The 24335-nt window shown below is 71.4% G+C and carries 19 protein-coding genes; 9 read left to right on the forward strand and 10 right to left on the reverse strand.

Annotated features, from left to right (window positions below; genetic code table 11):
- Window positions 1-2 precede the first annotated feature (2 nt).
- The 3 genes from D9599_RS04655 to D9599_RS04665 all read right to left on the reverse strand — a co-directional run bounded on the left by D9599_RS04655 (window position 3) and on the right by D9599_RS04665 (window position 4354).
- Window positions 3-1574, reverse strand: a complete 1572-nt coding sequence (locus D9599_RS04655) for a DHA2 family efflux MFS transporter permease subunit (protein WP_198380051.1) — start codon at window positions 1572-1574, stop codon at window positions 3-5.
- The gene (locus D9599_RS04660; RefSeq protein ID WP_198380052.1) at window positions 1571-2794 is read right to left on the reverse strand and encodes an HlyD family secretion protein; all 1224 of its coding nucleotides are present in this window, start codon (window positions 2792-2794) and stop codon (window positions 1571-1573) included. The genes D9599_RS04655 and D9599_RS04660 overlap by 4 nt, the downstream gene beginning before the upstream one ends.
- 549 nt (window positions 2795-3343) lie before the next feature.
- Window positions 3344-4354: a tripartite tricarboxylate transporter substrate binding protein gene (locus D9599_RS04665; protein ID WP_198380053.1), complete on the reverse strand. Its 1011-nt coding sequence runs from the start codon at window positions 4352-4354 to the stop codon at window positions 3344-3346.
- Between the two features lie 115 nt (window positions 4355-4469).
- On the opposite strand from D9599_RS04665, the gene D9599_RS04670 reads away from it, so the two are divergent.
- The 4 genes from D9599_RS04670 (at window position 4470) to D9599_RS04685 (ending at window position 9552) form a co-directional block, all read left to right on the forward strand.
- Window positions 4470-4940 (forward strand): Lrp/AsnC family transcriptional regulator, encoded by a 471-nt coding sequence (locus D9599_RS04670; protein WP_198380054.1) that lies wholly within the window; start codon window positions 4470-4472, stop codon window positions 4938-4940.
- 206 nt (window positions 4941-5146) lie between these two features.
- A complete protein-coding gene (locus tag D9599_RS04675; RefSeq protein ID WP_198380055.1) occupies window positions 5147-7132 on the forward strand; it encodes an HAD family hydrolase in 1986 nt (661 codons plus the stop codon).
- Window positions 7133-7258: 126 nt separating this feature from the next.
- Window positions 7259-7933 (forward strand): ribulose-phosphate 3-epimerase, encoded by a 675-nt coding sequence (gene rpe, locus D9599_RS04680; RefSeq protein WP_198380056.1) that lies wholly within the window; start codon window positions 7259-7261, stop codon window positions 7931-7933.
- Window positions 7930-9552 (forward strand): heparinase II/III family protein, encoded by a 1623-nt coding sequence (locus tag D9599_RS04685; RefSeq protein WP_198380057.1) that lies wholly within the window; start codon window positions 7930-7932, stop codon window positions 9550-9552. Before rpe ends, D9599_RS04685 begins: the two co-directional genes overlap by 4 nt.
- Window positions 9553-9762: 210 nt before the next feature.
- Here D9599_RS04685 and D9599_RS04690 read toward each other — a convergent pair whose 3' ends face one another.
- Both D9599_RS04690 and D9599_RS04695 read right to left on the reverse strand, forming a co-directional pair.
- A complete protein-coding gene (locus tag D9599_RS04690) occupies window positions 9763-12954 on the reverse strand; it encodes an efflux RND transporter permease subunit (protein ID WP_198380058.1) in 3192 nt (1063 codons plus the stop codon).
- A gap of 24 nt (window positions 12955-12978) precedes the next feature.
- A complete protein-coding gene (locus D9599_RS04695; RefSeq protein ID WP_198380059.1) occupies window positions 12979-14106 on the reverse strand; it encodes an efflux RND transporter periplasmic adaptor subunit in 1128 nt (375 codons plus the stop codon).
- A 118-nt stretch (window positions 14107-14224) separates the two neighbouring features.
- Between D9599_RS04695 and D9599_RS04700 the strand changes: the two genes are divergently transcribed.
- Window positions 14225-14821: a TetR/AcrR family transcriptional regulator gene (locus D9599_RS04700; RefSeq protein WP_309228536.1), complete on the forward strand. Its 597-nt coding sequence runs from the start codon at window positions 14225-14227 to the stop codon at window positions 14819-14821.
- 346 nt (window positions 14822-15167) lie between these two features.
- On the opposite strand, the gene secB is transcribed toward D9599_RS04700, so the two are convergent.
- Both secB and D9599_RS04710 read right to left on the reverse strand, forming a co-directional pair.
- The gene (secB, locus tag D9599_RS04705) at window positions 15168-15680 is read right to left on the reverse strand and encodes a protein-export chaperone SecB (RefSeq protein WP_198380061.1); all 513 of its coding nucleotides are present in this window, start codon (window positions 15678-15680) and stop codon (window positions 15168-15170) included.
- 81 nt (window positions 15681-15761) lie between these two features.
- Window positions 15762-16319 carry a histidine phosphatase family protein gene (locus D9599_RS04710; protein ID WP_198380062.1) on the reverse strand — a complete coding sequence of 186 codons (558 nt, stop codon included), beginning with the start codon at window positions 16317-16319 and terminating at the stop codon, window positions 15762-15764.
- Between the two features lie 169 nt (window positions 16320-16488).
- Between D9599_RS04710 and D9599_RS04715 the strand changes: the two genes are divergently transcribed.
- From D9599_RS04715 to D9599_RS04730, 4 genes are read left to right on the forward strand one after another with little or no spacing between them, the layout of a single operon-like run.
- Window positions 16489-17145 carry a Tim44/TimA family putative adaptor protein gene (locus D9599_RS04715; RefSeq protein WP_232480132.1) on the forward strand — a complete coding sequence of 219 codons (657 nt, stop codon included), beginning with the start codon at window positions 16489-16491 and terminating at the stop codon, window positions 17143-17145.
- The gene (locus D9599_RS04720) at window positions 17076-18119 is read left to right on the forward strand and encodes a murein transglycosylase A (RefSeq protein ID WP_232480133.1); all 1044 of its coding nucleotides are present in this window, start codon (window positions 17076-17078) and stop codon (window positions 18117-18119) included. Before D9599_RS04715 ends, D9599_RS04720 begins: the two co-directional genes overlap by 70 nt.
- 49 nt (window positions 18120-18168) lie before the next feature.
- Window positions 18169-18942: a (Fe-S)-binding protein gene (locus D9599_RS04725; RefSeq protein ID WP_198380063.1), complete on the forward strand. Its 774-nt coding sequence runs from the start codon at window positions 18169-18171 to the stop codon at window positions 18940-18942.
- A gap of 8 nt (window positions 18943-18950) precedes the next feature.
- Window positions 18951-19583: a DUF1345 domain-containing protein gene (locus tag D9599_RS04730; RefSeq protein ID WP_198380064.1), complete on the forward strand. Its 633-nt coding sequence runs from the start codon at window positions 18951-18953 to the stop codon at window positions 19581-19583.
- Between the two features lie 270 nt (window positions 19584-19853).
- On the opposite strand, the gene D9599_RS04735 is transcribed toward D9599_RS04730, so the two are convergent.
- The 3 genes from D9599_RS04735 to D9599_RS32120 form a co-directional block, all read right to left on the reverse strand.
- A complete protein-coding gene (locus D9599_RS04735) occupies window positions 19854-21809 on the reverse strand; it encodes an AI-2E family transporter (RefSeq protein ID WP_198380065.1) in 1956 nt (651 codons plus the stop codon).
- Between the two features lie 169 nt (window positions 21810-21978).
- On the reverse strand, window positions 21979-22476 hold the full coding sequence (locus tag D9599_RS04740) for a hypothetical protein (RefSeq protein WP_198380066.1): 498 nt from the start codon (window positions 22474-22476) through the stop codon (window positions 21979-21981).
- Between the two features lie 71 nt (window positions 22477-22547).
- Window positions 22548-24203 (reverse strand): Na/Pi cotransporter family protein, encoded by a 1656-nt coding sequence (locus tag D9599_RS32120; protein ID WP_198380067.1) that lies wholly within the window; start codon window positions 24201-24203, stop codon window positions 22548-22550.
- Window positions 24204-24335 lie beyond the last annotated feature (132 nt).

Genomic DNA, 24335 nt, shown 5'->3' on the forward strand with positions numbered 1-24335 from the left:
GGTCAGTGTCCGCCGCCCCCGCCCTGGACCTTCACGCCCGAGAACATCAGGCCGAGCGGCACGATGAGCAGCGCGATGCCGGCGACGATGAGGAAGGCGTCGGAATAGGCGAGGACCGCGACCTGATCGCGCAGCATCCGCTGCATCTGCCCCGTGGCCAGCTCGGCCGCCTGGGAGGCGGAGTAGCCGTAGTCGATCAGCGCCTGCCGGATCTGCTGGAGCGTCGTGTTGAAGGGTTCGTAGAGGGGCGTCATGTGTTCCGAGAGCTGGCTCGTGCGGATCTGCTGGTGGTTGGCGACGACGGCGGTGGAGACGGAGATGCCGATCGAGCCCGCGACGTTGCGGATCATGGTGAAGAGGGCTGTCGCGTCACCGTTCAGCTCCCGCGGCAGGGTGGCGTAGGAGATCGTGCTGATGGGCACGAAGAGGAAGGCGAGGCCGACCGTCTGCGCCGCGCGCATGAGGGCGAGCTCCGTGTAGTCGATGTACGGCGTGATGCCGCGGGAGTAGAGCAGCGCGCCGCTGAGGAGCAGGCCGCCAAGTGCCACGATGTATTTCGCGGGGACGATGCCCAGCAGGCGCCCGGTGAGCGGGATCAGCAGGAGCAGCACGCCCGCGCCGGGCGCGAGGATGAGGCCGGACCAGAAGGCGTCGTAGCCGAGCTGCTGCTGGGCGAGCTGCGGGATGAGCACGGCCGATCCGTAGAGCACGAAGCCCATCAGCCCGATCGCGAGGCAGCCGAGCGCGAAGTTACGATCGGCGAAGACGCGCAGGTTGACGATGGGGTTCTTCGCGTAGAGCAGCCAGGCGATGCCGCCGATATAGCCGAAGGCCGAGATGAGGGCCGCGTTGCGGATGAAGGCGGAGGAGAGCCAGTCGTAATTCTCGCCGCGGTCCAGCGCCAGCTCCATCCCGGCGAGCGCGAGCACGATGAAGCCGAGCCCGATGTAGTCGAAGCGGATCGGGCGCTTCGATTCCTCCTCGACCCAGGGCGGGTCCTCGACCACCTGCAGCACGCCGAAGACGGTGGCCGCGCCGATGGGCACGTTGATGAGGAAGATCCAGTGCCACGAGTAGGTGTCGGTGAGATAGCCGCCCGCAACGGGGCCAAGGATCGGGGCCACGACGGTCGCGACGGCGGTGACGGAGAAGGCGGTGCCGCGCTTCTCCGGCGGGAAGGTGTCGAGGATGATGGCCTGCTGCGTCGGCTGCAGCCCGCCGCCGAAGAAGCCCTGCAGCGCACGGAAGAGCAGCAGGTGCCAGAACTCAATTGCCATGCCGCAGCCCAGCGAGGCGAGGGTGAAGACCGAGATGCAGATGAGGAAGTAGCGGCGCCGCCCGATCATGCGGCTGAGCGAGCCGGAGATGGTCAGCACGATGCCGTTGGCGACGAGATAGGTGGTCAGCGCCCAGGTGCTCTCGTCGTTAGAGACCGAGAGGCTGCCGGCGATATGGGGGAGCGAGACGTTGACGATGGTGGTGTCCAGCACCTCCATGAAGGCCGCCAGCGTCACGACGAGGGTTATGACCCAGGGATTGGCGCGGGGCTTCCAGCCAGCCTCCGCGCCGCTCATTCGACGTTGACCGTCGGCACCACGGAAAGGCCGAGGGGGAGCGGCCGGTCGGCGGGCACGCCGTTGTCGATGACGATCTTCACGGGCACGCGGCGGACGATCTTCACGAAGTTGCCCGTCGCGTTCTCGGCGGGGAAGGCGCTGAAGCGGGCGCCGCTGCCCATCTGCACGCTGTCGATATGGCCGTGGATCTTCATGTCCGGGAAGGCATCGATGCGGATGTCCACGGGCTGGTTCGGCCGCATGCGCGCGAGCTGGTTCTCCTTGAAGTTGGCGGCGATCCAGACCTCGGGGGTGACGAGGTTCATCACGGTGGTGCCGGGCTGGAGCAGCGCGCCGCGCTCCACGTTGCGGCGGGTGACGCGGCCGTCCTGCGGCGCGCGGATCTCGGTGTAGGAAAGGTTGAGTTCGGCCGCCGCGAGCTGCGCCTCGGCCTGGGTGACGGTGGCGCGGCGCTGCTCGACCGTTGCCTGGGCAAGGTCGATCGTCTGCTGCGTGACGGAGGCGACCTGCACCTCCGCCTCCGCCTGGGCGACGGCGGCGGTGCGCACGCGAAGCGCTGCAGTCGCGGTGTCGATGTTCGACTGGGTGGTGGCGCGGGGATCGACCGAGCGCTGGCGGCGCTCGTCCGCGCGCGCCTGCTCCTGGCTGGCCTGGGCGGAGGCGCGCTGGGCCTCGGCCTGGGCGAGTTGCGCCGGCGCGCGCACACGGGCGACCTCCAGGTCGATCTCGGCCGCGCGGAGCTGCGTGCGGGCGAGCGCGAGTTGGGCGCGCGCCTGGTCGCGCTGCACGGTGTAGTCGCGCGCGTCGATCCGCAGCAGCAGGTCGCCCGCCTTCACGGGCTGGTTGTCATCCACCGCGAGTTCCGTGACGTAGCCGCCGACGCGCGGCGCGATGGTGACCGCGCGGCCCTCGGTATAGGCGTCATCGGTGGATTCGAGGTCCCGATGGCTCCACCAGTACCAGCCGCCGCCGATGGCCGCGAGGAGGAGGACGGCGGCGCCGATGATCAGCGGCCAGCGCTTGCGGCCCTTGCCGTCGCCGTCCGCCTTCTTGCCTGTCTTGTCGTCGGCCTCCTTCGCGGAACCCTTCGCCGGTTCTTTGTCAGAGTCCGCGCGCGCCCGCTCGTCGTTCTCGCGGCGGTCCTTCGCGTCGGGGCTCCCCGGCGACGTGCTGCGGTTCTCCCGTTCCAGGGTCAGCAGATCGCGGCTTCTCGCCATCCGGTCACCGTCCGCCATGCCGCCCCCATAGGCCCGGTTCGCGGCGGGCAGCCGATGAATTCAGATGAAGCATGCCCGGCGATGTATTCAGCGCTGGCGCGATCACCATGCTGCAACTGCTCACGTGGAGGAGAATACACGTGGGCGGCGGCGAATAACCCGGAGTTGATCGATGTGGGCAGGGGAGTGACGGGCGTGTGCCACGATCACCCCGATGGATCGGGTGGCCTGCGCGGAACTATGCCGTGTTGCGGGAGACCTGACCGCGACGGTGCTGATTGCCCCGGAGAGGGCGCTGCCCTCTCTGGACCTCACCTGCCAGGGGCCTGAGGCCCTTGGATCCCCATCTGGCTATCGCGGAACCTTTCTGAAAATGCAGTCGCCTCGGGTCCACGACCCGAGGCGCACCGGCCGTTCAGAGGTTCCAACTCGAAGAAAAAGGTGATGGGTCGGAGGCACTGCCTCCGACGGGTCCGGGGAGAGGAAGAATTCCTGCTTTCTCTCCCCGAATTATCAGCGCCACCACAGCAGGACAGATCCCTAACAGGATCAGTCCACGCGCGCCCCGGAGGCGCGGACGATGGCGGGCCAGCGCGCCGCCTCGGCCTGGACGAGGGCCGCGAAGTCCGCGCGGCTGCCGGCGGCGAGTTCGAAGCCCTGGGCGCGGAGGTTGTCGCCCACCTCGGGCCGGGCCATGGCGGCACGGGTCTCGGCGTGCAGGCGCTCAAGGATCGGCTCGGGCGTGCCGGCGGGGGCGAGCAGGCCCTGCCAGGTGACGACCTCGAAGCCGGGGAAGCCGCTCTCGGCCACGGTCGGCACGGCGGGCAGGGCCGGGCTGCGCGAGAGGCCGGTGACGGCGAGCGCGCGGATGCGGCCCTCCCGGATGTGCTCGATGGCCGCGGGCAGGGTGACGAGCAGGCTGTCGATATGGCCGGCGACGAGATCGACCACGGCGGGCCCGCCACCGCGATAGGGCACGTGGGTGGTGGTGAAGCCCAGCGCCTGTCCGAGCATGATGCCGCCGAGATGGCCGATGCTGCCGTTCCCCTGGGAGGCGAGGGTGGTCCCGCCCGCCATCTCCTGCGCCAGGCGCCGGTAGCCCGCGAGGTCCCCCGCCTCGAGGCCGTTCTTCACCACCAGGACCTGGGGCGCGCGGACGAGCTCGGCGATGGGCGCGAAGTCGCGGACGGGATCGAAGCCGATCTTGGCATAGAGCGAGGGGTTGATGGTCAGCGGGTCGGAGCCGACGAGGATCGTCAGCCCGTCGGGCTTGGCGCGGGCGGTCAGCTCGAAGGCGATGTTGCTGCCGGCGCCCGTGTGGTTCTCGACCACCACCGGCTGGCCGAGCGGCCCGGTGAGGGCGCGGGCCACGCTGCGCCCGAGGATGTCGAGGCTGCCGCCGGGAGCGACGGGAACGATGATGCGGAGCGACCGGTCGGGCCAGGCGGGCTCCCCTCCCTGGGCCATGGCGGGGCGGGCGGCGGCGGGGCGCGGGGAGGCGAGAGGGGTTGCGAGGGCGGCCGCGAGGGAGAGGAGACCGCGGCGTGAGGGGGCGTGCATGGGCTTTCCAAGGAGTTGTCGTCTTTGGAGGAGGGTTTTCTCTCTCACCCGCCTTGTTGCGCAAGAAGAAGATTTTTATGCTCTTGTTCGTCGTCAGCGGAGTTGGATTTGGCACATGCCGGTTCCTGCGGAGTTGGATGCAACCGATCGCGAGATCCTGCGGCTGATCCAGCGGGACGCGACCCTCTCCCTCGCCGCCATCGCGGAGGCGGTGGGGCTGACCCCCACCCCCTGCTGGAAGCGCATCCGGCGGCTGGAGCGGGCGGGCGTCATCGCCGGGCGGGTGGCGCTGCTGGACGCGGCGCTGGTCGGCCTGCCGCTCTCGGTCTTCGTCGCGCTGGAGATCGCGGACCATTCCGCGGCCTGGATCGAGGGCTTCGCCGATGCTGTCGCCGCCATGCCGGAGGTGCTGGAGTGCTGGCGGATGGGGGGTGACGTGGACTATCTGCTGCGCGTTGCCGTGGCCGACATGCCCGCCTACGACGCTTTCTACCGGCGCCTGACCGCGACGGTTCCGGGCCTGCGCAATGTCACCAGCCGCTTCGCGATGGAGCGGGTGAAGGGCACGACGGCCCTGCCGATCTGACCCCTGGACCGGTGTCGGGTCCTGGCCGCCTCGACCCCGGGCGGGCGGCAAGGTTGATCCTTGCTTCCACAGTGCCTCAAGGGATAGTGAGCGGCTGTCGGCGCAACCGGGCAAGCGGGCCCGGGCCGGCATCCAACGTCACGTCGCGGGCCGATGTGCCTTCCGAACCGCTGCGGAATGCGCCGGCTCCCCTGAACGAGGGTCGAATGGCGCATCTGGACCAGCCCATCACCGCCGAAGACGTCGAGTGGGTCTTCCGGGCCATTCTCAACCGTCCCGTGAACAACGACGAGTGGAAGGCGAAGATCGTTGGCAGCCGGGTGAAGGTCGGCGACTTCATGACCAGCGTGCGCCGCTCGCCCGAGATGATAAAGCGGGTGGTCCAGGAGGCGGGCGCCACCATGCCCTCCCCCAACCGGATCGACGACTACCGCTTCCGCCTGCCCGACCGGCTCGCCACGGCGCCCGCGCGGCCGGCGCGCTTCCTTCTCATCGGTTCCTGCCTGATGGACAGCTGGCCGGCGATCATCACGGCTGCCGAGCCGGGCGTGTCGATCAACCGGATCGTCTTCAACAACGCCTCCGCCCTGCCGCCCATGACGGCCGCCGAGGCGAAGACCTACGATTTCCAGATCCTGCAGATCCCCGCCCGCTCCATCCTGCCGGAGGTGGCGCTGATGTCGATCAAGGGGGATGACATCGCCGGCTACGAGGCTCTGTTCGAGCAGGCCTGCCGGCTGATGAGGGCGAACCTCGAGGCGATCGCCGCCTATAACACCCGCTACGGCATCCCCTCCTATGTCCTGAGCTTCTACACCCCGATGCAGAACCCGCTCGGCCGGGCGCAGAAGCGCTACTGCCTGAGCAACATGGTCTACTTCATGGAGGAGCTGAACCGCCGCCTGCACGAGGAGGCCGCCGGGTTCCGGAACATGACCGTCATCGATTCGGACGGGATCATCAACACCTTCGGGAAGAAGTACTTCCAGGAGGACTTTGTCTCCCACTTCACCCACGGTTCCGTCGTGAACGGCTTGATCATGCCCGGCGACCAGGGGCGGCTGGAGCCGATCGGCAACGTGGACGAGCTCTACACGCCCAGTGTCGCGCGCATCGTCACCGCCTTCTACCGAGAGGCGCTCGCGCTGCGGAAGGCGGAGCAGCAGACGGATGCGGTGAAGCTCGTCATCTTCGACCTCGACGACACGCTCTGGCGGGGCGTGGCCGCGGAGGCCGACGATCCGGGGGCCGAGATCGTCGAGGGCTGGCCGCTCGGCGTGCTGGAGGCGGCGAGCTATCTCTGGCGCCGCGGCATCCTGCTCGCGATCGTCAGCAAGAACGACGAGGCGACGGCGCGGGCGATCTGGAAGAAGGTCTACCGGGGCCGCTTCCCGCTCGAGAACTTCGCCTCCGTGAAGATCAATTGGCAGCCCAAGGCCGAGAACATCGCGGCGATCCTGGCCGAGGTGAACCTGCTGCCGGATTCCGTCCTTTTCGTGGACGACAACCCCGTGGAGCGCGCGGCGATCCGCGAGGCCTTCCCGGGCATGCGCACGATGGACGCCCCACTGGCCGAGTGGCGGCGCATCCTCCTCTGGGCGCCCGAGCTGCAGCGGGCGGTGATCACCGACGAGGCCGTGGCCCGGACCGAGATGATCAAGGCGCAGATCGCGCGCGAGGCGGTGCGCTCGGAGATGAGCCACGAGGAGTTCCTCGCCTCGCTGGGCATCGAGATCGTGCCGCATGTGGTGCGGGACGGCGCGGACCGGCGCTTCCAGCGCTGCTTCGAGCTGCTGAACAAGACGAACCAGTTCAACACCACCGGCCGCCGCTGGACGCCGGCCGAGATGGAGGCGCTCTTCGCCGAGGGAGGGTGCCTCATCGCGCTCGACGTCTCCGACAAGTTCACGACCTACGGCATCACCGGCGTGGTCATCGTGCGGCGGGACACGGTGGAGCAGTTCGTCCTCAGCTGCCGGGTCTTCGGCATGGGGGTGGAGCAGGCGGCCATGGCGGTCGCGCAGCGGCACATCGGAGGCACCATGCGCGGGCTGATCCAGCCGACGGAGAAGAACAGGCTCTCCCTCGGCCTTTATGAGACGCTTGGCTTCAAAGCCGGCGAGGACGGGACCTGGGTGCTTCCCGAGGGCCGGCTCGAGGTTCCGCAGCATATCAGCCTCTCCGCGGCTTGAGCGTCCGGGCCGGCAGGGATCCCCGGCGGGGCCGCGCCCCGCGGCCGGGGGTTGCACTCACGGCGCGATGGTGCTTCCCGCGCGCGGTCGGTTGCCGGGGCAACCCCTCTGCCGCATAAACCCCGCGTGACAAGCGCCGCCCCGCACCCCGTCCTGATCGCGCCCTCCCTCCTGGCCGCCGACTTCACCCGACTGGGCGAGGAGGTGCGGGCAGCCGAGACCGCGGGCGCCGACTGGCTGCACCTCGACATCATGGACGGGCACTTCGTGCCCAACATCTCCTTCGGCCCGGCGCTCGTGCGCGCGCTCCGCCCGCTGACGCGCATGCCCTTCGACGTGCACCTGATGATCGCGCCCGCCGACCCCTACCTGGCCGCTTTCGCCGAGGCGGGGGCGGACCTGATCTCCCTGCATCCTGAGGCGGGGCCGCACCTGCATCGTTCCCTGCAGACCATCCGCGCGCTGGGCCGCAAGGCCGGCGTGGTCCTCAACCCCGCAACCCCGGTCGAGAGCGTCGCCCATGTGCTGGACCTCGTGGACCTGATCCTCGTGATGGCCGTGAATCCGGGCTTCGGCGGCCAGTCCTTCCTGGAGAGCCAGTTGCCGAAGATCGAGACGCTGCGCCGGATGATCGACGCGACCGGGCGGCCCATTCACCTGCAGGTCGATGGCGGCGTGACGGCGGCCACCGCGCCGCGCTGCATCGCGGCGGGGGCGGACGTGCTGGTGGCGGGCACCGCCGTTTTCGGGGCGCCCGACCGGGCTGCCGCGGTCCTCGGCCTGAGGGGGGGCGCGGCATGAGCGGCACTTGGCTTCGCGGCGCGCGCCGCACCCTTTCGGGCCTCAAGCCCATCCGCGTGCCGGACGCGCCGGCGCGCGCCTTTCGCGACCTCTGGCCCGGCGATGCCACCCGTGGGCAGCGCCTGCTGAACGGGGAGCTGGAAGTCGCCGGCACCGTCCGGCCCCTGCCCGACGATCCCCGCGCCTTCGGTCCCACCGCCGGCAGCCCCACCTGGCGGGCGGCGCTGCACGGCTTCTCCTGGTTGCGCGACCTGCGCGCGCTGGGCACGGATGCCGCCCGGATGCACGCGCGCGACATCACCCGCGCCTGGCTGGAGGCGCCCGGCGTCGACCCGATGGCCACGACCCCCGAGGTGACGGGCGCGCGGCTTTCCGCCTGGCTCGGCCACTGGGACTTCACCGCGGCCACCGCCGAGGACGGCTTCCGCCGCGCGATGATGACGCGCCTGGCCTCCGATGCCCGCATCCTCGTGGCCAGCCTGCCGGCCGAGGCGCGGCACCGCGGCGCGCTGCTGGCGCTGAAGGGAGCGCTGGCCGCGGCAGTGGCGCTGGAGGAGGAGCCCTGGCTCACCCGCTGCCTCAAGCTCCTGCCCGCCGAGATCGACCGCCAAATTCTGCCGGACGGCGCGCATGTGGAGCGCAGCCCCGGCATCCTGCTGCTGGCGCTGCAGGACCTGATCGAGATCCGCAACCTGCTTCATGGGGCCGGGATCGAGGCGCCGCCGCACCTTGCCCATGCGCTGGACCGCGCGGCGCCGGCGCTGCGCCTGTTCCGCCACGGCGACGGCGGCCTGGCCGCCTTCAACGGCACGCGGGAGGAGGCGGCGAGCCTGCTCGACCTCGTGCTCACCCAGGCGCAGGCGCGAGGGCGCGCGCCGCTGATCCTTGGCGATGCCGGCTTCCAGCGGCTTCAGGCCGGGCGCACCCTGGTGATCACCGATTGCGGGGCGCCACCGCCCAAGGGCGGCGCGCCCGGTCCGGGTGGGCTGGCGCGCGGCGCGGACCGGCACCACCACGCCGGCACCCTCTCCTTCGAGATGTCGATCGGCCGGGACCGGATGATCGTGAACTGCGGCGCCGCCCCCGCCGCCGAGGGCGCCTGGCGGGACGCGATGCGGGCGACCGCCGCGCACTCGACCCTGACGCTCGCCGACACCAATAGCAGCGAACTGACCGAGGACGGCCTTGGCCGCCGCCCCGAGAACGTGGAGGCCGAGCGTCACGAGGCGAGCGGCGCGCAGTGGCTGGAAGCCACGCATGACGGGTGGAAGCGCGGCTTCAACGCCCTTCACCGCCGCCGCCTCTACCTCGCGGAGTCCGGGGATGACCTGCGCGGCGAGGACCTGGTGGAGGGCGAGAACGTGCCCGCCTTCACCGTGCGCTTCCACCTCCACCACGCGGTCAACGCCACCCTCCATGAGGACGGCGCCTCCGTGCTGCTGCGCCTTCCCTCCGGCTCCGCCTGGCGCCTGCGCGCGCGGGGCGGGCAGGTGACGGTTGAGGACAGCGTGCAGCTCTTCGGGGAACCGCGACAGACCAAACAGGTGGTGGTCGCGGCGGAAGCTGGCGCTGGTGGGATCCAGTGGGCGATTGGGCGAGTGGCGGCGGGCGAGGGCTGACTTCGGGCGTCGCCGGTGACGCTGGGGGAGAGAATGAATTCTCTCCCCCAGACCCCCACTCATCCTTTTCTTCAAGTCAGAGATGCTTTGCGGCCGGTGCGCCTGGGGTCGTGGGCCCGAGGCGACGTCACGTTCAGGAATGTTCCGCGACAGCCAGGCGGGGATCCAAGGACCTCAGGCCCTTGGCGGGGCGGGATGAACGCTGCGCGTTCACCCGGGAGGTGCGGAGAGGGCAGCGTCTTCTCCGTGGGCCACCATCTTCCCCCGTTCCCGCCGCGCCAGGGCCCGCGCCACCACGTAGAAGACGGGCGTGAAGATGAGCCCGAAGCCGGTGACGCCGAGCATGCCCGCAAAGACCGCCACGCCGAGGCTCTGGCGCATTTCCGCGCCCGCGCCGGTGGCGACGGCGAGCGGCAGCACGCCGAGGATGAAGGCCAGCGAGGTCATAAGGATCGGCCGCAGGCGGGTGCGGGCCGCGGCCTCGGCGGCCTGCCAGCGTGTCATGCCTTCCTCCTCGGCGTGGCGGGCGAATTCGACGATGAGGATCGCGTTCTTCGCCGCGAGGCCGATCAGCACCACGAGGCCGACCTGCACGAGCACGTTGTTGTCGAGCCCGCGCCAGACCACGCCGGTGAGGGCCGCGAGCACCGACATGGGCGCGATGAGCACCACCGCCAGCGGCAGCAGCCAGCTCTCGTAGAGGGCGGCGAGCAGGAGGATGACGAAGACCACCGCGAGGCCGAAGGCGATGGGGGCGGTGTTGCCCTGGGTGGTTTCCTGCAGAGCGATCTCCGTCCACTCGTAGCCGAAGCCGGGCGGCAGCTCCTCGCGCAGCAGGGCCTCCATGGCCGCGATCGCCTGGCCGGTGGAGATGCCGGGCTTGCCCGCGCCTTGCACCTCGGCCGCGGGGTAGAGGTTGTAGCGCGGCACGCGATAGGCGGCGCTGTCAGGCTCGAGCGAGGCGAGCGCGCCGATCGGCACCATCGCGCCCTCGTTGTTGCGGGTGCGCAGCAGGGCGACGTCGCGCGGGGTGAGGCGCTGGGTTTCCTCGGCCTGGGCGGTGACGCGGTAGGTGCGGCCGAGAATGTTGAAGTCGTTCACGAAGGCCGAGCCGAGATAGACCGACAGCGCCTCCGACACGCGCGACAGCGGCACGCCCAGCATCTCCGCCTTGCTGCGGTCCACCTCGGCCCGGAGCGTCGGGGTCTTGGTGTTGAACAAGGTGAAGGCCATGGCGATCTCGGGCCGCTGATTGGCGGCGGCGACGATGCGGTTCGTCACCTCCTCCAGCGCCCGCGCGCCGCGGTCGCCGCGGTCCTGGATGTAGAGCTTGAAGCCGCCGCCGGTGCCGATGCCCGGCACGGAGGGCGGGGGGATGACGAGGGCCAGCGCGTCCCGCTGCGCCATCAGCCGCGCCTGCACGGCGGCGGTGATGCCGGGGAAGGTGAGGTGCTCCGCCTCGCGCTCCTCGAAGGACTTCAGGGTGAGGAAGATCACGCCCGAATTGGGCGCGTTGGTGAAGGTGGCGCCGTCGAAGCCGGTGAAGGCGACGGCGTGGGCGACACCGGGGATTTCCAGCACGTCCTTCGCCGCCTGGCGCACCACGGCGTCGGTGCGCGAGAGGGCGGCGCCCGGCGGCAGCTGGAAGGCGGCGATGAGGTAGCCGCGGTCGAGCGGCGGGATCAGCCCCGTGGGGGTCCTGCCCACCGTGTAGCCGGTGAAGGCAAGCAGCCCCGCGTAGAGGATGAGCAGCACGGCCGAGAGCCGCACGAGCCGCCGCGTCACCCCGCTGTAGCCGATCGAGAGCAGGTCGAAGAGCCGGTTGAAGCCGCGGAAGAACAGGCCGAAGGGCGCCCCGAGCACGGCTCGCCAGCCCGTCGCGCGCGCGTGGCCATGCGGCCGCAGCAGCAGTGCCGCGAGCGCGGGCGAGAGGGTGAGCGAGACGAGGGCCGAGAGGAGCGTCGCCACCGCGATGGTGACGGCGAACTGCCGGTAGAAGGCGCCCGAGATGCCCTCGATGAAGGCGGTGGGGACGAAGACGGCGCAGAGCACGAGCGCGATGGCCATCAGCGCGAAGCCAACCTCGTCCATCGTGCGGCGGGTGGCGGCGACGGGGTCCATCCCCTCCGCCATGTGGCGCTCCACGTTCTCGACCACCACGATGGCGTCGTCCACCACGATGCCGATCGCGAGGATAAGGCCGAACATCGAGAGGTTGTTCAGCGAGATGCCGAGCGCTGACATGAAGGCGAGCGTGCCGATGATCGAGACGGGGATCGCCGCCAGCGGGATGATCGAGGCGCGCCAGGACTGGAGGAACAGGATCACCACCAGCACGACGAGGATGATCGCCTCGACGAAGGTGTGCACCACCGCTTCCATCGACTGCTCGATGAACTGGGTGGTGTCGTAGACGGTGCTGTAGTCGAGGCCCGGCGGGAAGTCGCGCTTCAGCTCCTCGAGCGTCGCGCGGAGCGCGGTGGCGGTGGCCAGCGCGTTCGAGCCGGGGCGCTGGAAGACCGGCATGGCGACGGCCTTGTCGGCGTCGAGATAGGCGCTGAGCGTGTAGTCCTGCGCGCCGAGCTCCACCCGCGCCAGGTCGCGCAGGCGCAGCGGCGCGCCGCCCTCGCCGGTGGCGACGACGATGTCGGAGAACTCCTCCACGCTGCGCAGCCGGCCGAGCGCCTGGATGTTGAGCTGGAAGGCGCCGTTGGAGGCCTCGGTCGGCGGCTGGTTGAGGCCGCCGGCGGCCACCTGCACGTTCGCGCGGCGCAGCGCGTCGAGCACCTCGCCCGGGGTGAGGCCGCGGGCGGCGACCTTGGCGGGATCGAGCCAGATGCGCATGGCGTAGTCGCGCGCGCCGAAGACCTGCACGTCGCCCACGCCGTCGAGCCGCGCGATGCGGTCCTTCACGTTCAGCATCGCGTAGTTGGAGATGTACCCCTCGTCGCGCGAACCATCCGGCGAGAAGAGGTGGATCACCATCATGATGTCGGGCGAGGCCTTGCGGACGGTGATGCCGAGCCGCCGCACCTCCTCGGGCAGCCGCGCCTCGGCGACGGCCATGCGGTTCTGGACGAGCACCTGGGCCTGGTCCACGTCCACGCCCTGGCGGAAGACGACGTTGACGGCGAGCCGCCCGTCGCCCGTCGCCTGGGAGGAGACGTAGAGCATCCCCTCCACGCCGTTGATCTCCTGCTCGATGGGCGAGGCGACGGTCTCCGCGATCACGGCGGCGGAGGCGCCGGGATAGGTGGCGGCGATGGTGACGGTGGGCGGCGCAATCTCGGGGTACTCGCTGATCGGCAGCCGGAAGCCCGAGATGGCGCCGATGAGCACGATCGCGATCGAGATCACCGAGGCGAAGACGGGCCGCGCGATGAAGAACTGGGCGAAGCGCATGGCGGCGGTTCCTTACCGGCTTCCCTACTGGGCGTTCGCGAGGCGGGGCGGCGAGGCGGGGCGCAGCTCCGCCGTCACGCGCGCGCCGGGGCGGGCGAGGTGCAGGCCGGCGACGATCACGTGGTCCTCGGGAAGGATGCCGCCGCGCACCACGCGCAGGCCGTCCACCACGGGGCCGAGGGTCACGGGCTTGGCGACCACGGTGCCGTCGGCCGCGACCGTCATCACCACCCGCGCCGCCTGGTCGGCCGCGATGGCGGCGTCCGGCACGAGCAGCACGTCGCCCTCGCCGGCACGCAGGCGCAGGCGAGCGAAGGTGCCGGGGGTGAGGAAGAGGTCGGGGTTCGCGACCGTTGCCCGCGCCCGGATCGTGCCGGAGCGGTTGTCGAGCGCGGTGTCGAGGAAGTCGAGGCGGCCGCCGCGGTTGAACTCGGCCTCGTCGGCCAGGCGCAGGCGCACCGGCTCGGCGGCGTCGCCCTCGGCGCGCGCGCCGCGGCGGGCGAAGCGGAGGTAGTCGGCCTCGCTGAGGTCGAAGGTGGCGTAGATCGGGTCCAGCGCCACGATGGTGGTCAGTAGCGTGTTCCCGGCTTGGACGAGGTTGCCGGCGTCCACCCGGCGGTCCGAGACGCGGCCGGACTGGGGCGCACGCACCTCGGTCCAGCTCCGCTCCAGCTCCGCCTGGCGCAGCTTGGCGCGGGCATCAGTGATCCCGCCCTCGGCGTCGCGCTGGGCGGCGCGGCGGGTGTCGAGCTGGGCCTGGGGCGCGAAGCGCTCCCGCACGAGGGAGGAGGTGCGGTCGATCTCCTGCCGGGCGAGCTCGAGCTTCGCCTCGGCGCGCGCCAGCTCGGCCCGCGCGCTCTCGACCGCGATGTCGAAGGGGGCGCGGTCGATGGTGAAGAGCAGGTCGCCCGCCCGCACCACCTGACCGTCGCGGAAATGCACGCGCTCCACCTGGCCGGAGACGCGGGGGCGCAGTTCGACGCGGGCGGAGGGCTCGAGGCGGGCGATGTGCTCCTCCCACTCCGTCACGTTGCGGCGCACCGGCTCGGAAACGGTGACGGTGGGTGGCGCGGGCTGGGCGGCGAGGGGGAGGACAGGAAGGGCGAGGGCAAACGCCAGCGGGACGAGACCCTTGCGAATGGGGGTCGGCATGGCCAATCTCCGGCGGTCGGATGATACCGACCGGTTCGTGACATTGATACGAACCGGTCGGTCACATTGCAACCCCCCTCCGGACAGGCTTTACGTCCGGCCAGACAGAGAGGTGCCCGTGAGCGAAGTGTCCGCGACCCCCCCGCGCCGTACGGCCGCGCAGCGACTGAGGGAGGTGGCCCGGGATCTGTTCTACCGGCAGGGCATCCGCGCGACGGGCGTCGAGGAATTGTGCCGCGTGGCCGGCACCACGAAGATCAGCCTCTACCGGGCCTTTCCATCCAAGGACGAGCTGGTGGCCTGCATCCTGCGCGACGATTGCGACCAGGAGGCGGCTTGGTACCGGGACGCGCTGGGCCCCGCGACACCCCCGCGCGAGCGCCCGGCCGCCTACCTCGCGGCGGCCGTCGCGGAGCTGCGCCAGCCGGGATTCCGCGGCTGCTCGCTCGGCCTCGCCATCGCCGAGTTCCCCGATCCCGAGCACCCCGCCCGCAAGGTCGCCGACAACTTCAAGCGCGGCCTGCGCGAGGCGCTCCGGCGGGTCTCGGCCGAGGCCGGCGCCGCCGATCCGGCCATGCTGGGCGATACGCTGATGATGCTGACGGAAGGCGCCTTCTCCTCCGCGGCCTCCCTCGGTGCGGGCGAAGCGGCGGATGCGCTCGAGCGGGCAGGGCAGCAATTGCTGGCTGCGGCGCTTCCGGCGGAAGGGGGCTGAGGGTTCAGGCCCTTGTTCCGGGTGGCGGGTGCTGGTGGCCCCGGGGAGAGGAAGAAGGAATTCTTCCTCTCCCCGGACCCCTCACCATCATCTTCTATCTGTTTGAGAGGCATCTGCGCCCGGTGCGCCTCGGGTCGTGGACCCGAGGCGATTGCACGCGCAGGAAGGGCGTCAGGAAACAGAACTGGCCCCCGATCACCGCATCCACGAAGTCAGATGGGGATCCAAGGGCCTCAGGCCCTTGGCGGGCGAGGTACGGAGAGGGCAGAGCCCTCTCCAGGGCCAAGGGCAGGAAACTCTATCGCTGAATGCAGGGCAGCACCCTCGCGGGCGCTACCGGGGCGTGTCAGGCCAGCGCGACGTTGGCGGGGGCGCCGCCCTGGCCACGGCGGGACTGCCAGAGGGCGACGAAGTCGATCGGCGTCAGGGCCACCGGCATGAAGCCGCCGTCGCGCGTGACGTCGGAGAGGATGTTGCGCGCGAAGGGGAAGAGCAGGCGCGGGCACTCGACCAGCAGCACCGGCTCCAGCACGTCCGCGCCTACGTTCACGGTGAAGATGCCGCTATAGGCGAGTTCCGCGATGAAGGCGGTGGTGCCGTCGGCGGTCTTGGCGTCGGCGCGGATCTGCAGCGTCACCTCGAAGACGTTGCCGCCGTCCTGCAGGGCGCGGGCCTGGACGTCCAGCGCCACGTCGATGCGCGGCTGCTCACGCAGCGAGGTGTAGATCTCGGGCGCGCCGGGAACCTCGAAGGAGAGGTCCTTCACGTACTGCATGTTCACGACCAGCGGCTGAACATTCTGGGGCTGCTGGTCGGCGCCGTTGGGCGGGGTGTTGGGAAGCGGCGGCAGGTCGGACATTGGGTCAGCCTTCGTCGGAGGGGCGGCGGTGCGGCGGGGTAGCACGGGCCGGGGGTGCTGTCAGTGGCCCGGTCCGGAGTGTCAGCCGTGGTGCCAGGAGACCGTCAGGGGGCCATCCTCGGTGGGGTCCACCCGCAGCCAGTGGCCGTTCATCACGGAGAGTCCAGTCATGGCCATGATGAAGCCCCAATGGCAGACCACCACCGTGTGCGGCCAATCCGGACGCTCGCGCATCTCGCCCCGGAAGAGGCGGGCGCGGGAGAGGATGCTGTCGCTGCCCTCCTCCTCCTGCGGCCACCAGATCGCGTCGAGATGGCCGAAGTCGAGTTCGGGCCAGGCCGCGCAGAGCTCGTCCCGGTGGGAGCCGACGTCGCAGGTGAAGGCGAAGCGCTCCCGCACCAGGGGCTGGACGTGGACGGGCAGGCCGAGGCGGCGGGCGAGGGGGGCCGCCGTCTGCAGGGCGCGGGTGTAGGGGCTGGCGAGGATGCGGGTGACGCCCTGAGCCGCAAGGGCCTCGGCCGCGGCCTCCGCCTGCTCGTGGCCCAGGGGGGTGAGCCGCGGGTCCTCGATGCCGGGATCCTGGCGGGTGGCATTGAAGTGAAGGTTGAACTCGCTCTGGCCGTGTCGCAGCAGGATCATGGGCGGTTCCCCTTTCGTCTCGGCCTCGCCGATAGCGGGCGAGGGTCGCGCGCACAACGCCCGCGCCTCCGCTGCCGTTCCAGGAAACGTGGCGAGGAGCCCCATGGTCTCGCGCTGGCCGGTTGCGGCGGCGGGACCGCGCGCCTAACTATTGTGTCATGAGGAGATCATGATGCAGGGCGGCGGTTTTCCGGTTGACCTGATTCTGTTCGGGATGGTGGCGGCCTTCCTGGTTCTGCGCCTGCGCAGCGTGCTGGGACGGCGGACGGGCTTCGAGCGCCCGCCCGGAGAACGTGGCTCGCTGCCCGTGCCGCCCCTGGCCGGCGCGGCTGCGCCTGCGGCGGCGACGCCGACCCGCGGCGTGCCCGACCCGCGCGGGCCGGTCGGCCAGGCGTTGGCGCGCATCCGCTCGGCCGATTCCTCCTTCGATCCCGCCGGCTTCCTCGGTGGCGCGGAGGGGGCCTTCCGGATGATCGTGGAGGGCTTCGCCTCGGGTAACCGGGTGGCGCTGCGCAACCTCCTCTCCGACGAGACCTATGCGGGCTTCGAGGCCGCCATCACCGACCGTGAGGCGAAGGGCGAGCAGCAGCGCACCGAGATCCGGGAGATCCGCGAGGCCTCGATCGACGGCGCCGACCTGCGTGGCACCACGGCCGAGGTCACGGTGCGCTTCGTCTCCGACCAGGTGAACATGACCACGGACGCCACCGGCAAGCCCGTGGCGGGCACCGATGCGGTGACGGAGCTGACGGATATTTGGACCTTCCAGCGCGACGTTCGCAGCAGCGACCCGGCCTGGAAGCTCACCAGCACCCGCTCCGCCTGATCATTCCTCGGGCAATTCGGCTTCTCCTCGCCTTTCTTGCGGCGGGGGTCGCCTCGGGCTGCACGCCCTCGCCGCGCTGGGAGCGGGACCGGCTCTCCGAGGCGGTCCCGGCTTTCGTCGCGGGCTGCGCGGCGCTCGCCTATCCGGGAACGCTGGCGCCGGCCTGCGCGGCCGCGCCGCTGGTGCCGCCCGGCGACGAGGCCGCCGCCCGCGCCTTCTTCGTCCGCTATTTCGAGCCGGTCCTCGCGGGCGAGGGGCTGGTGACGGGCTATTACGAGCCGGTGCTGCGCGTCTCGCCCGTCCGCGCGCCGGGCTTCACCGCGCCGCTCCTTGCCATGGGACCGGCCGAGTTGCCGCGTGCTTCGATCGAGGCAGCGGTGGCGGCCGGCGCCTGGCCAGGGCAGGTGCTCGCCTGGGCAGACCCGGTGGACGCCTTCTTCCTCCAGATCCAGGGCTCCGGCCGCGCCGTCTTCCCGGATGGGAGCGAGCGGCGGCTCGGCTATGCCGGCAAGAACGCGCATCCCTACGTGCCTATCGGGCGTGTGCTGATCGAGCGCGGGGCGATGGCGCGCGAGCAGGTTTCCATGGATTCTCTCCGCGCCTGGCTGCACGCCGCGCCGCCCGGGGAGGCGCGGGCGCTGATGGACACCAACCCCTCCTGGGTCTTCTTCCGCTGGCGTGACGACCTGCCGCCGTCGGGCGGGCCGGCCGGGACGCTCGGCGCGCCCCTTACGCCCGGTCGCTCGGTGGCGGTGGACCGCGGTCACGTGCCGCTCGGCCTTCCCCTCTGGATCGAGACGCGCCACCCGACGGAGGGGGGGCGGCTGGAACGGCTGGTCGTGGCGCAGGACACGGGCGGCGCCATCCGCGGCCCTGCGCGCGCCGACCTCTTCTGGGGCTGGGGCGAGGCGGCCGGCTCCGCTGCGGGGCGGATGCGCGAGACCGGCCGGATCTGGGTGCTGCGGCCCCGGTAGGCGAGGGGCGGCGTTGGCTCGGCCCCGCCGCCCGCCTATCTTGGGCGCGATGTCCGACACCAAGCCCCGCGTCGCGCTCTTCGTCACCTGCCTGGTCGATCTGTACCGGCCTTCCGTGGGCTTCGCCGCCCTGAAGTTGCTAGAGGAGGCGGGGTGCCAGGTGGAGGTGCCGGCCACCCAGACCTGCTGCGGCCAGCCCGCCTATAATTCCGGGGACCGGGCGACGGCGAAGGACCTCGCCCGCGCGGTGATCGACGCCTTCCTCGGCTACGACCACGTTGTCGCGCCCTCCGGCTCCTGCGCGGGGATGATCGCGCACCACTACCCCGCCCTCTTCGAGGACGATCCCGCCTATCGCGGCAAGGCCGAGGCGCTGGCGGCCCGCACGCACGAGCTGACCTCCTTCCTCGTGGACGTGATGGGCCTCGACACGGCCCGCCCGGCCTATGACGGCATCGCCGCCTATCACGACAGCTGCTCCGGCCTGCGGGAGATGGGGGTGCGGGCCCAGCCCCGCGCGCTGCTCGCCAAGGTGCCGGGCCTCACCGTGAAGGAACTGGCCGAGCCCGAGCTGTGCTGCGGCTTCGGCGGCACCTTTTGCGTGAAGTACCCGGCGATCTCGACCCGCATGGTGACGGACAAGGTGGCCGACATCCGCGGAACGGGCGCCGACACGCTGCTGGCGGGCGATCTCGGCTGCCTGCTGAACATGGCCGGCCGCCTCAAGCGGGAGGCGAGCCCCATCCGCGTGCGCCACGTGGCGGAGGTACTGGCCGGCATGACCGGCGAGGTCGCCCCTATCGGCGAGACCGGGGAGGGGTGAGCGCGGCGATGCTCCCGGCCCGGCTCCAGCGCCGCCCCATCCTCCTGTCCTCGCTCGTGCTGGGGCTGGCGGCGGGGCTGGTAGCCTGGCTGGCCGGCCTGCGCGGCACCAGCAGCGTGCTCGCCTTCTGGAACGCCTCGGCACTCGCCTACACCGTGGCCATCTCCGTTGCCCTCTGGGACGATGAGCCCGAGGAACTCGCCGCCCGGGCCGCGGCGCTCGACCAGGACCAGTGGGGCATCCTCCTGGCCAGCGTCATCGCCGCCCTAGCGGCGCTCGGCGCGGTGGTGGCGGACCTGGCGACCGCCAAGGGCACCGCCCAGGCCACGGGCGCCGCCCTCTCGGCGGGCGGCACGGTGGTGGTCTCCTGGCTCTTTGTGCAGGTGCTCTTCGCGCACCACTACGCCCATGTGCACTGGCTCGGCGGCCAGGGCCTCGACTTTCCTGGCAACGACCGGCCGGACTTTCCCGAATTCCTCTACTTCGCGATGACCGTCGGCATGACGGCCCAGGTCTCCGACGTGACGACGCGCACGGCAACGATACGCCGCGCCGTGCTCGGCCATGCGGCGCTCGCCTTCCTTTTCAACGCGGTGATCCTGGCAGCGGCGGTGAACCTGGCGGCCGCGCTTCTGGGGTGATGGGGCTTCGCGGGTGGATCCGGGGAGTGGAAGAAGGGATTCTTCCTCTCCCCAAGCCCCTCACCATCATCTTCTTCTCTGAGTTTGAGTGGTTTCGCGGCCGGTGCGCCTCGCGCTTATGGCCCGAGGCGACTGCATGGTCAGGAAGGTTCCGCGACAGCCAGACGGGGATCCGAGGGCCTCAGGCTCCTGGCGGGCTGGGATGAATGTTGCGCGTTCATGCGGGAGGTCCGGAGAGGGCGCTGCCCTCTCCGGACCGGACCGCTCCTGTCAGGCCGCGGTCGGCGGTACTTCGGCCGGTGCCGCCTCCGCCGAGAGGCAGGCCAGCGCGTCGCGGAGGGAGCGGGCTTCGCAGCTTCGCATTCCTTCCTCCCGCAGGGCCGCGAGGACGGGGCTGTCGCGTTCGGCGCCCCAGACGCCGGCGACGAGCAGGGCGTTGGGGAAGCGGCGGCGCAGGCGGCGGATGGCGTAGCGGGCGCTGGCCGCGCCGCTGCCTCCCTCGAGAGCCGAGAGCACCACGGCGCGGGCCCCTTCCGGCACGGCCGCGGCGTTGCGCAGGGCCTCGGCGGGGAGGGTGGTGGCGCCGTAGCCGGCGAGGGTGAGCACCTGGGCGAGCATGGCGGTGGCCTGTTCGTCCAGCCGGCCGCGGCCGGCGACGCAGAGGACGGTGCCGGGGTTGGCCCATTCGGGCGGAGGTGCCGGCGGCGCGGGGGGAGGCGGGGCGTCGGGGCCGGGCTCGCCGTCACTCTCCCGCTGCACCGGGCCGTCGGCCTCGATGGCCGGGGGCTCGACGTCCTCGTGCTCGGAGAGGTCGTCGAGCAGCTCGTCCACCCGGGAGCGCAGCACGTCGAGCCGGGCACGGTTGAGGGCGCCGCGGGTCGCGTCCTCCTGGGCGAGGGAGAGGCCGGGCAGGGCGACGCTGTCGTAGTAGGAGAGGAGGGGCATGCCGCGGAGCTGGAGCTCCGCCTGCTCGGCCAGGCCGTCCGCGTCGCCGGCCAGGGCGCGCTGGTAGAAGGCCTCGGGCGGGGCGAGGGCGGCGCGGTCCCCGAGAAGGACGTCGAGGAATTCCAGCCGGTCCACGTGGCGGCCGAGAACCACCAGCCCGACGGTGAGCGGGGTGGCCAGCAGCAGGCCGATCGGTCCCCAGAGCCAGGCCCAGAAGGCCGTGGCGAGGAGGATGGCGACGGGCGAGAGGCCGGTGGAGTGGCCGTAGACCATCGGCTCCACCGCCTGGGCCATCAGCGGCTCGGCGACGGCGAAGAGGATGATGACCCAGATGAGCATCGTCCAGCCCGGATCCACCGCGATCGCGAGGAGGACGGGGAAGGCGGCCGCGATGAAGCCGCCGATGAAGGGGACGAAGCGCATCAGCCCCGCGATGACGCCCCAGAGCAGGGGGTTGGGGATGCCGATGGCCCAGAGCCCGGCGGCGATGCCGAGGCCGAAGGCGGCGTTCATCGCCGTCTGCGCGAGGAAGTAGCGCGAGAGGCGGGAGGCGGCGTCGTTGATGGCGGCGGTGGTGCGCTGGAGGTCGCGCGAGCCCATCAGCTTGATGACGCGGTCCCGCAGGTCCTCCCGGTAGAGAAGGAGGAAGACAACGAAGACGATGACGATGCCGGTGGTGGCAACGGGGCCGAGCAGAGGGCCGACGACCCGCTGCATGACCACGAGGAGGCCCGGCGCGGGCTCGCGCACCTCCACGGGAAGGGGTGGCAGGCCGGACTGCGCGGCGGCTGCGGAGGAGGCGGCTGAATCCTTTGAGGAGAGGCCCTCACCGAGGGAGCGGAGCAGCTCCGAGGCGCGGCCGAGCGGGCCATGATCCCCGAAGAGGCCGGTTAGCTTCTGGGTGACCGTGGCCTGGTAGAAGGGAAGGTCGGTGGCCAGTTCGGCCAGCTGGCGGCCCATCAGCGCGCCGAGGCCCGCGATCACCGCGACAGCCAGGATGACGCCCAGCATCTCGGAGGCGACGCGGGGCACGCCGATCTTGCGGAAGGCGCGGACCACCGGCGCCAGCACGAAGGCGAGCAGGATGGCGAGGGCCAGCGGCACCAGCAACTCGCGGGTGACGTAGAGCACGCCGACGAGGGCAATGCCGGCATAGAAGACCCCGGGGCCGCCATTGGGCACGCCGGCGGCGGCCACCTCGGCGGAGAGGTTGGTGCGCGAAAGGCTGGAGCGCACCGGCCCCTGGGCGCGGGACGGGCGGGAAGGGACGGAATCCGGCATTGGCTCCACTTGGTCGGGGACCATCAGGGAACGCGGACCGGGCACTTATGTTACGAGGGCGGAGAAGGGCGGCGGTTCGATCAAGGGGTGAAGCGCAGAGAAAGGAATGCGACCCCCATCACCGTTCCGGACGCCCGGAGCGGACAGAGGCCTATCCGGGGACTTGTCCTCAGCCAGTCTCGATCCGGATCCCCTTCTCGTCCCTCCAACCGATTTCCGGCCTCAGGGTGAGGCGCCCGGCGCCGCCCTTGGTTGGTTTTACGACGAGGGGGTCTTCGCCGGGGTGCTCCTTTGTCCAGTCCCGTGCCTGGAGGAGGGCGCGGACATGGGTTTCGCCGCTGACGCTGTAGCGGACGTCGTTCCAGGTGAACCAGGAGACGGGCTGGCCGGGCACGTCATGGGCGCCGTCCAGGCGCTCCCAGTTGGGATGGGCCTGGGAGAGGGGTAGGACGAATCGGTCCAGCAGGGTGGGGAAGTCGGGGTAATCCGTCGGGCGGGATGCCTTGCCCATGTTCTCAGTTTCACCAAAGCCGAGGTCGAGGCCACCTGGTGCAGCCTGTTTTCCGCGCTTTCCGCCGCTGGCGAGAAGGCTGACCAAGCCGCCGAGGACAAGGACGCCGAGGATGCTCAACCCCACCGGGCCCAGAAGAATAGCTATGCCGTTCATGCGGGCCTCGCGACGTTCGCTGCTCCTGTTTGCCACCTCTGTGCAGGGCCGCAAACACGCGGTGTCCCGCCTCAGGCCGCCGGCGCGGCCCGCAGGCGGCTGACGCGCAGCAGGCCCTCGCGCTCCAGCAGGGGGTGCGCCAGGGCGGCGAGATGCCCGGCGATGCCCTTGAGGTCGCGGGTCACGTCCAGCGCCAGGCGGGCGGTGGCGGCGGAGGCGTCGTCGGCGCTGCGGCCGAGCCGGCCGGCGGCGGCGCGCTCGGCCCGGCGCCAGGCCTCCTTCTCCACCACGAGCTGACGGGCGGCGGCGGTGTCCCCGCCCATGAAGACCGCCACCGCGAGGCGGAGCTGGGCGATGGCGCGGTGGTGCAGGGCGACGAGTTCGTCGGCCAGCTCGGGCGTGAGCTGGGTGCCGCGGCGCGCGGCGCGGGTGGCGTGGCGGGCCAGCCCGCGCTCGACGATGTCGCCCACATGCTCGAGCACGATGGCGAGGTCGCGGATCTCCTCGAGGCGCGTGGCCTCGGCGGGGGTGAGGGCTTCGCGGGGCAGGCCGGCCAGGTAAGCGTGGACGGCGTGGTGGAGGTTGTCCACCACGTCGTCGCGGCGGGCGGTGGCGCGGGCGCGCTCGATATCGGCGCGGCGGAGGGCGGCGGCGGCGTCGCGCAGCATGGCCTCCACCTCGTCGGCAATCCGCAGCGCCTCGCGCGCGGCGTTGGAGAGGGCGACGGCGGGGGTGGAGAAGGCCTCGGGGTCGAGATAGCGGGGGGCTGCGGCGTCGGCTGCCGCGGGCGGCGCTGGGAGGAGCCGTGCGAGGACGCGCGCGAAGGGCGTGAGGAAGGGCAGGCTCGCGAGGGCGAGGAGGAGGTTGAAGGCGAGGTGGGCGTTCGCCACCAGCCGCGCGGGGGCAGGATCGAGGGCGCGGAGGGCCTCGGTGAGCGGGCCGAGCAGGGCAAGGGCGACAAGGGCGCCCAGCAGTCGGTTCAGCAGGTTGCCGAGCGGCAGGCGCTGGCGCGAGAGGTCCCGCGCCTCCTCCCCGCGAGCGGCGAGGACGGGGGTGACGGCGCTGCCGAGATTGGCGCCGAGGACCATGGCGACCGCCGCCTCCGGACCGAGCGCCCCGGCGCCGGCCAGCGACCCCACGAGGAGGACGGCCGCGACCGAGGAGTGCATCGCCCAGGCGAGCAGGGCCGCGGCGAGGAGGTTGAGGAGCGGCGAGCCCGCGAGGAGGTGCAGCACCTCCCGGAAGGCGGGGGAGGCCTGGAGCGGCGCCATGCTGTCGAGCATGAGGTGCAGGGCGGCGAGCATGAGGCCGAGGCCCATCACCGCGCGCCCGGCCTCTCGCTGGCGGAGCTTAGGGCGCCGGTAGGCGGCCCAGCCGAGGAAGAGGAGGGCGGGAAAGACCGCGCGCACGTCGAAGGAGAGAAGCTGAACGATCAGCGCCGTGCCGACATTGGCGCCGAGCATGGCCGCCAGGGCCGGTTCCAGCCCCAGTGCCCCGCGGGCCGCGAGACCGCCGACCATCAGGGCGGCGGCGGTGCTGCTCTGGAGGGCGGCGGTGACGCCGAGCCCTGCCAGGAAGGCGCGGGGGCGGGAGCCGAGGGCGACGTTGACCGCGCGACGGAGATTGGCGCCGAAGGCCCGCTCCACCCCGCGCTGCACGAGGTGCAGCCCGAAGAGGAGGAGGGCGGCCTCCCCTGCCAGCTCGATCAAGAGTCGCAATGCGTCCAACAGGTCCTCCCGCGGAGAGGTGTCATTAAAGCGTCATGATGGCCGGAGTGCACGCGGAATGTGGAAGGCCGGGCATCGGGCCTTGGAAGGGTGCAAACGGGCCGGGCTTCCCCCAACGCGGCAGGTGCCGAT

The sequence above is a fragment of the Roseomonas sp. KE2513 genome, assembly GCF_016107305.1.
Lineage (GTDB): Bacteria > Pseudomonadota > Alphaproteobacteria > Acetobacterales > Acetobacteraceae > Roseomonas.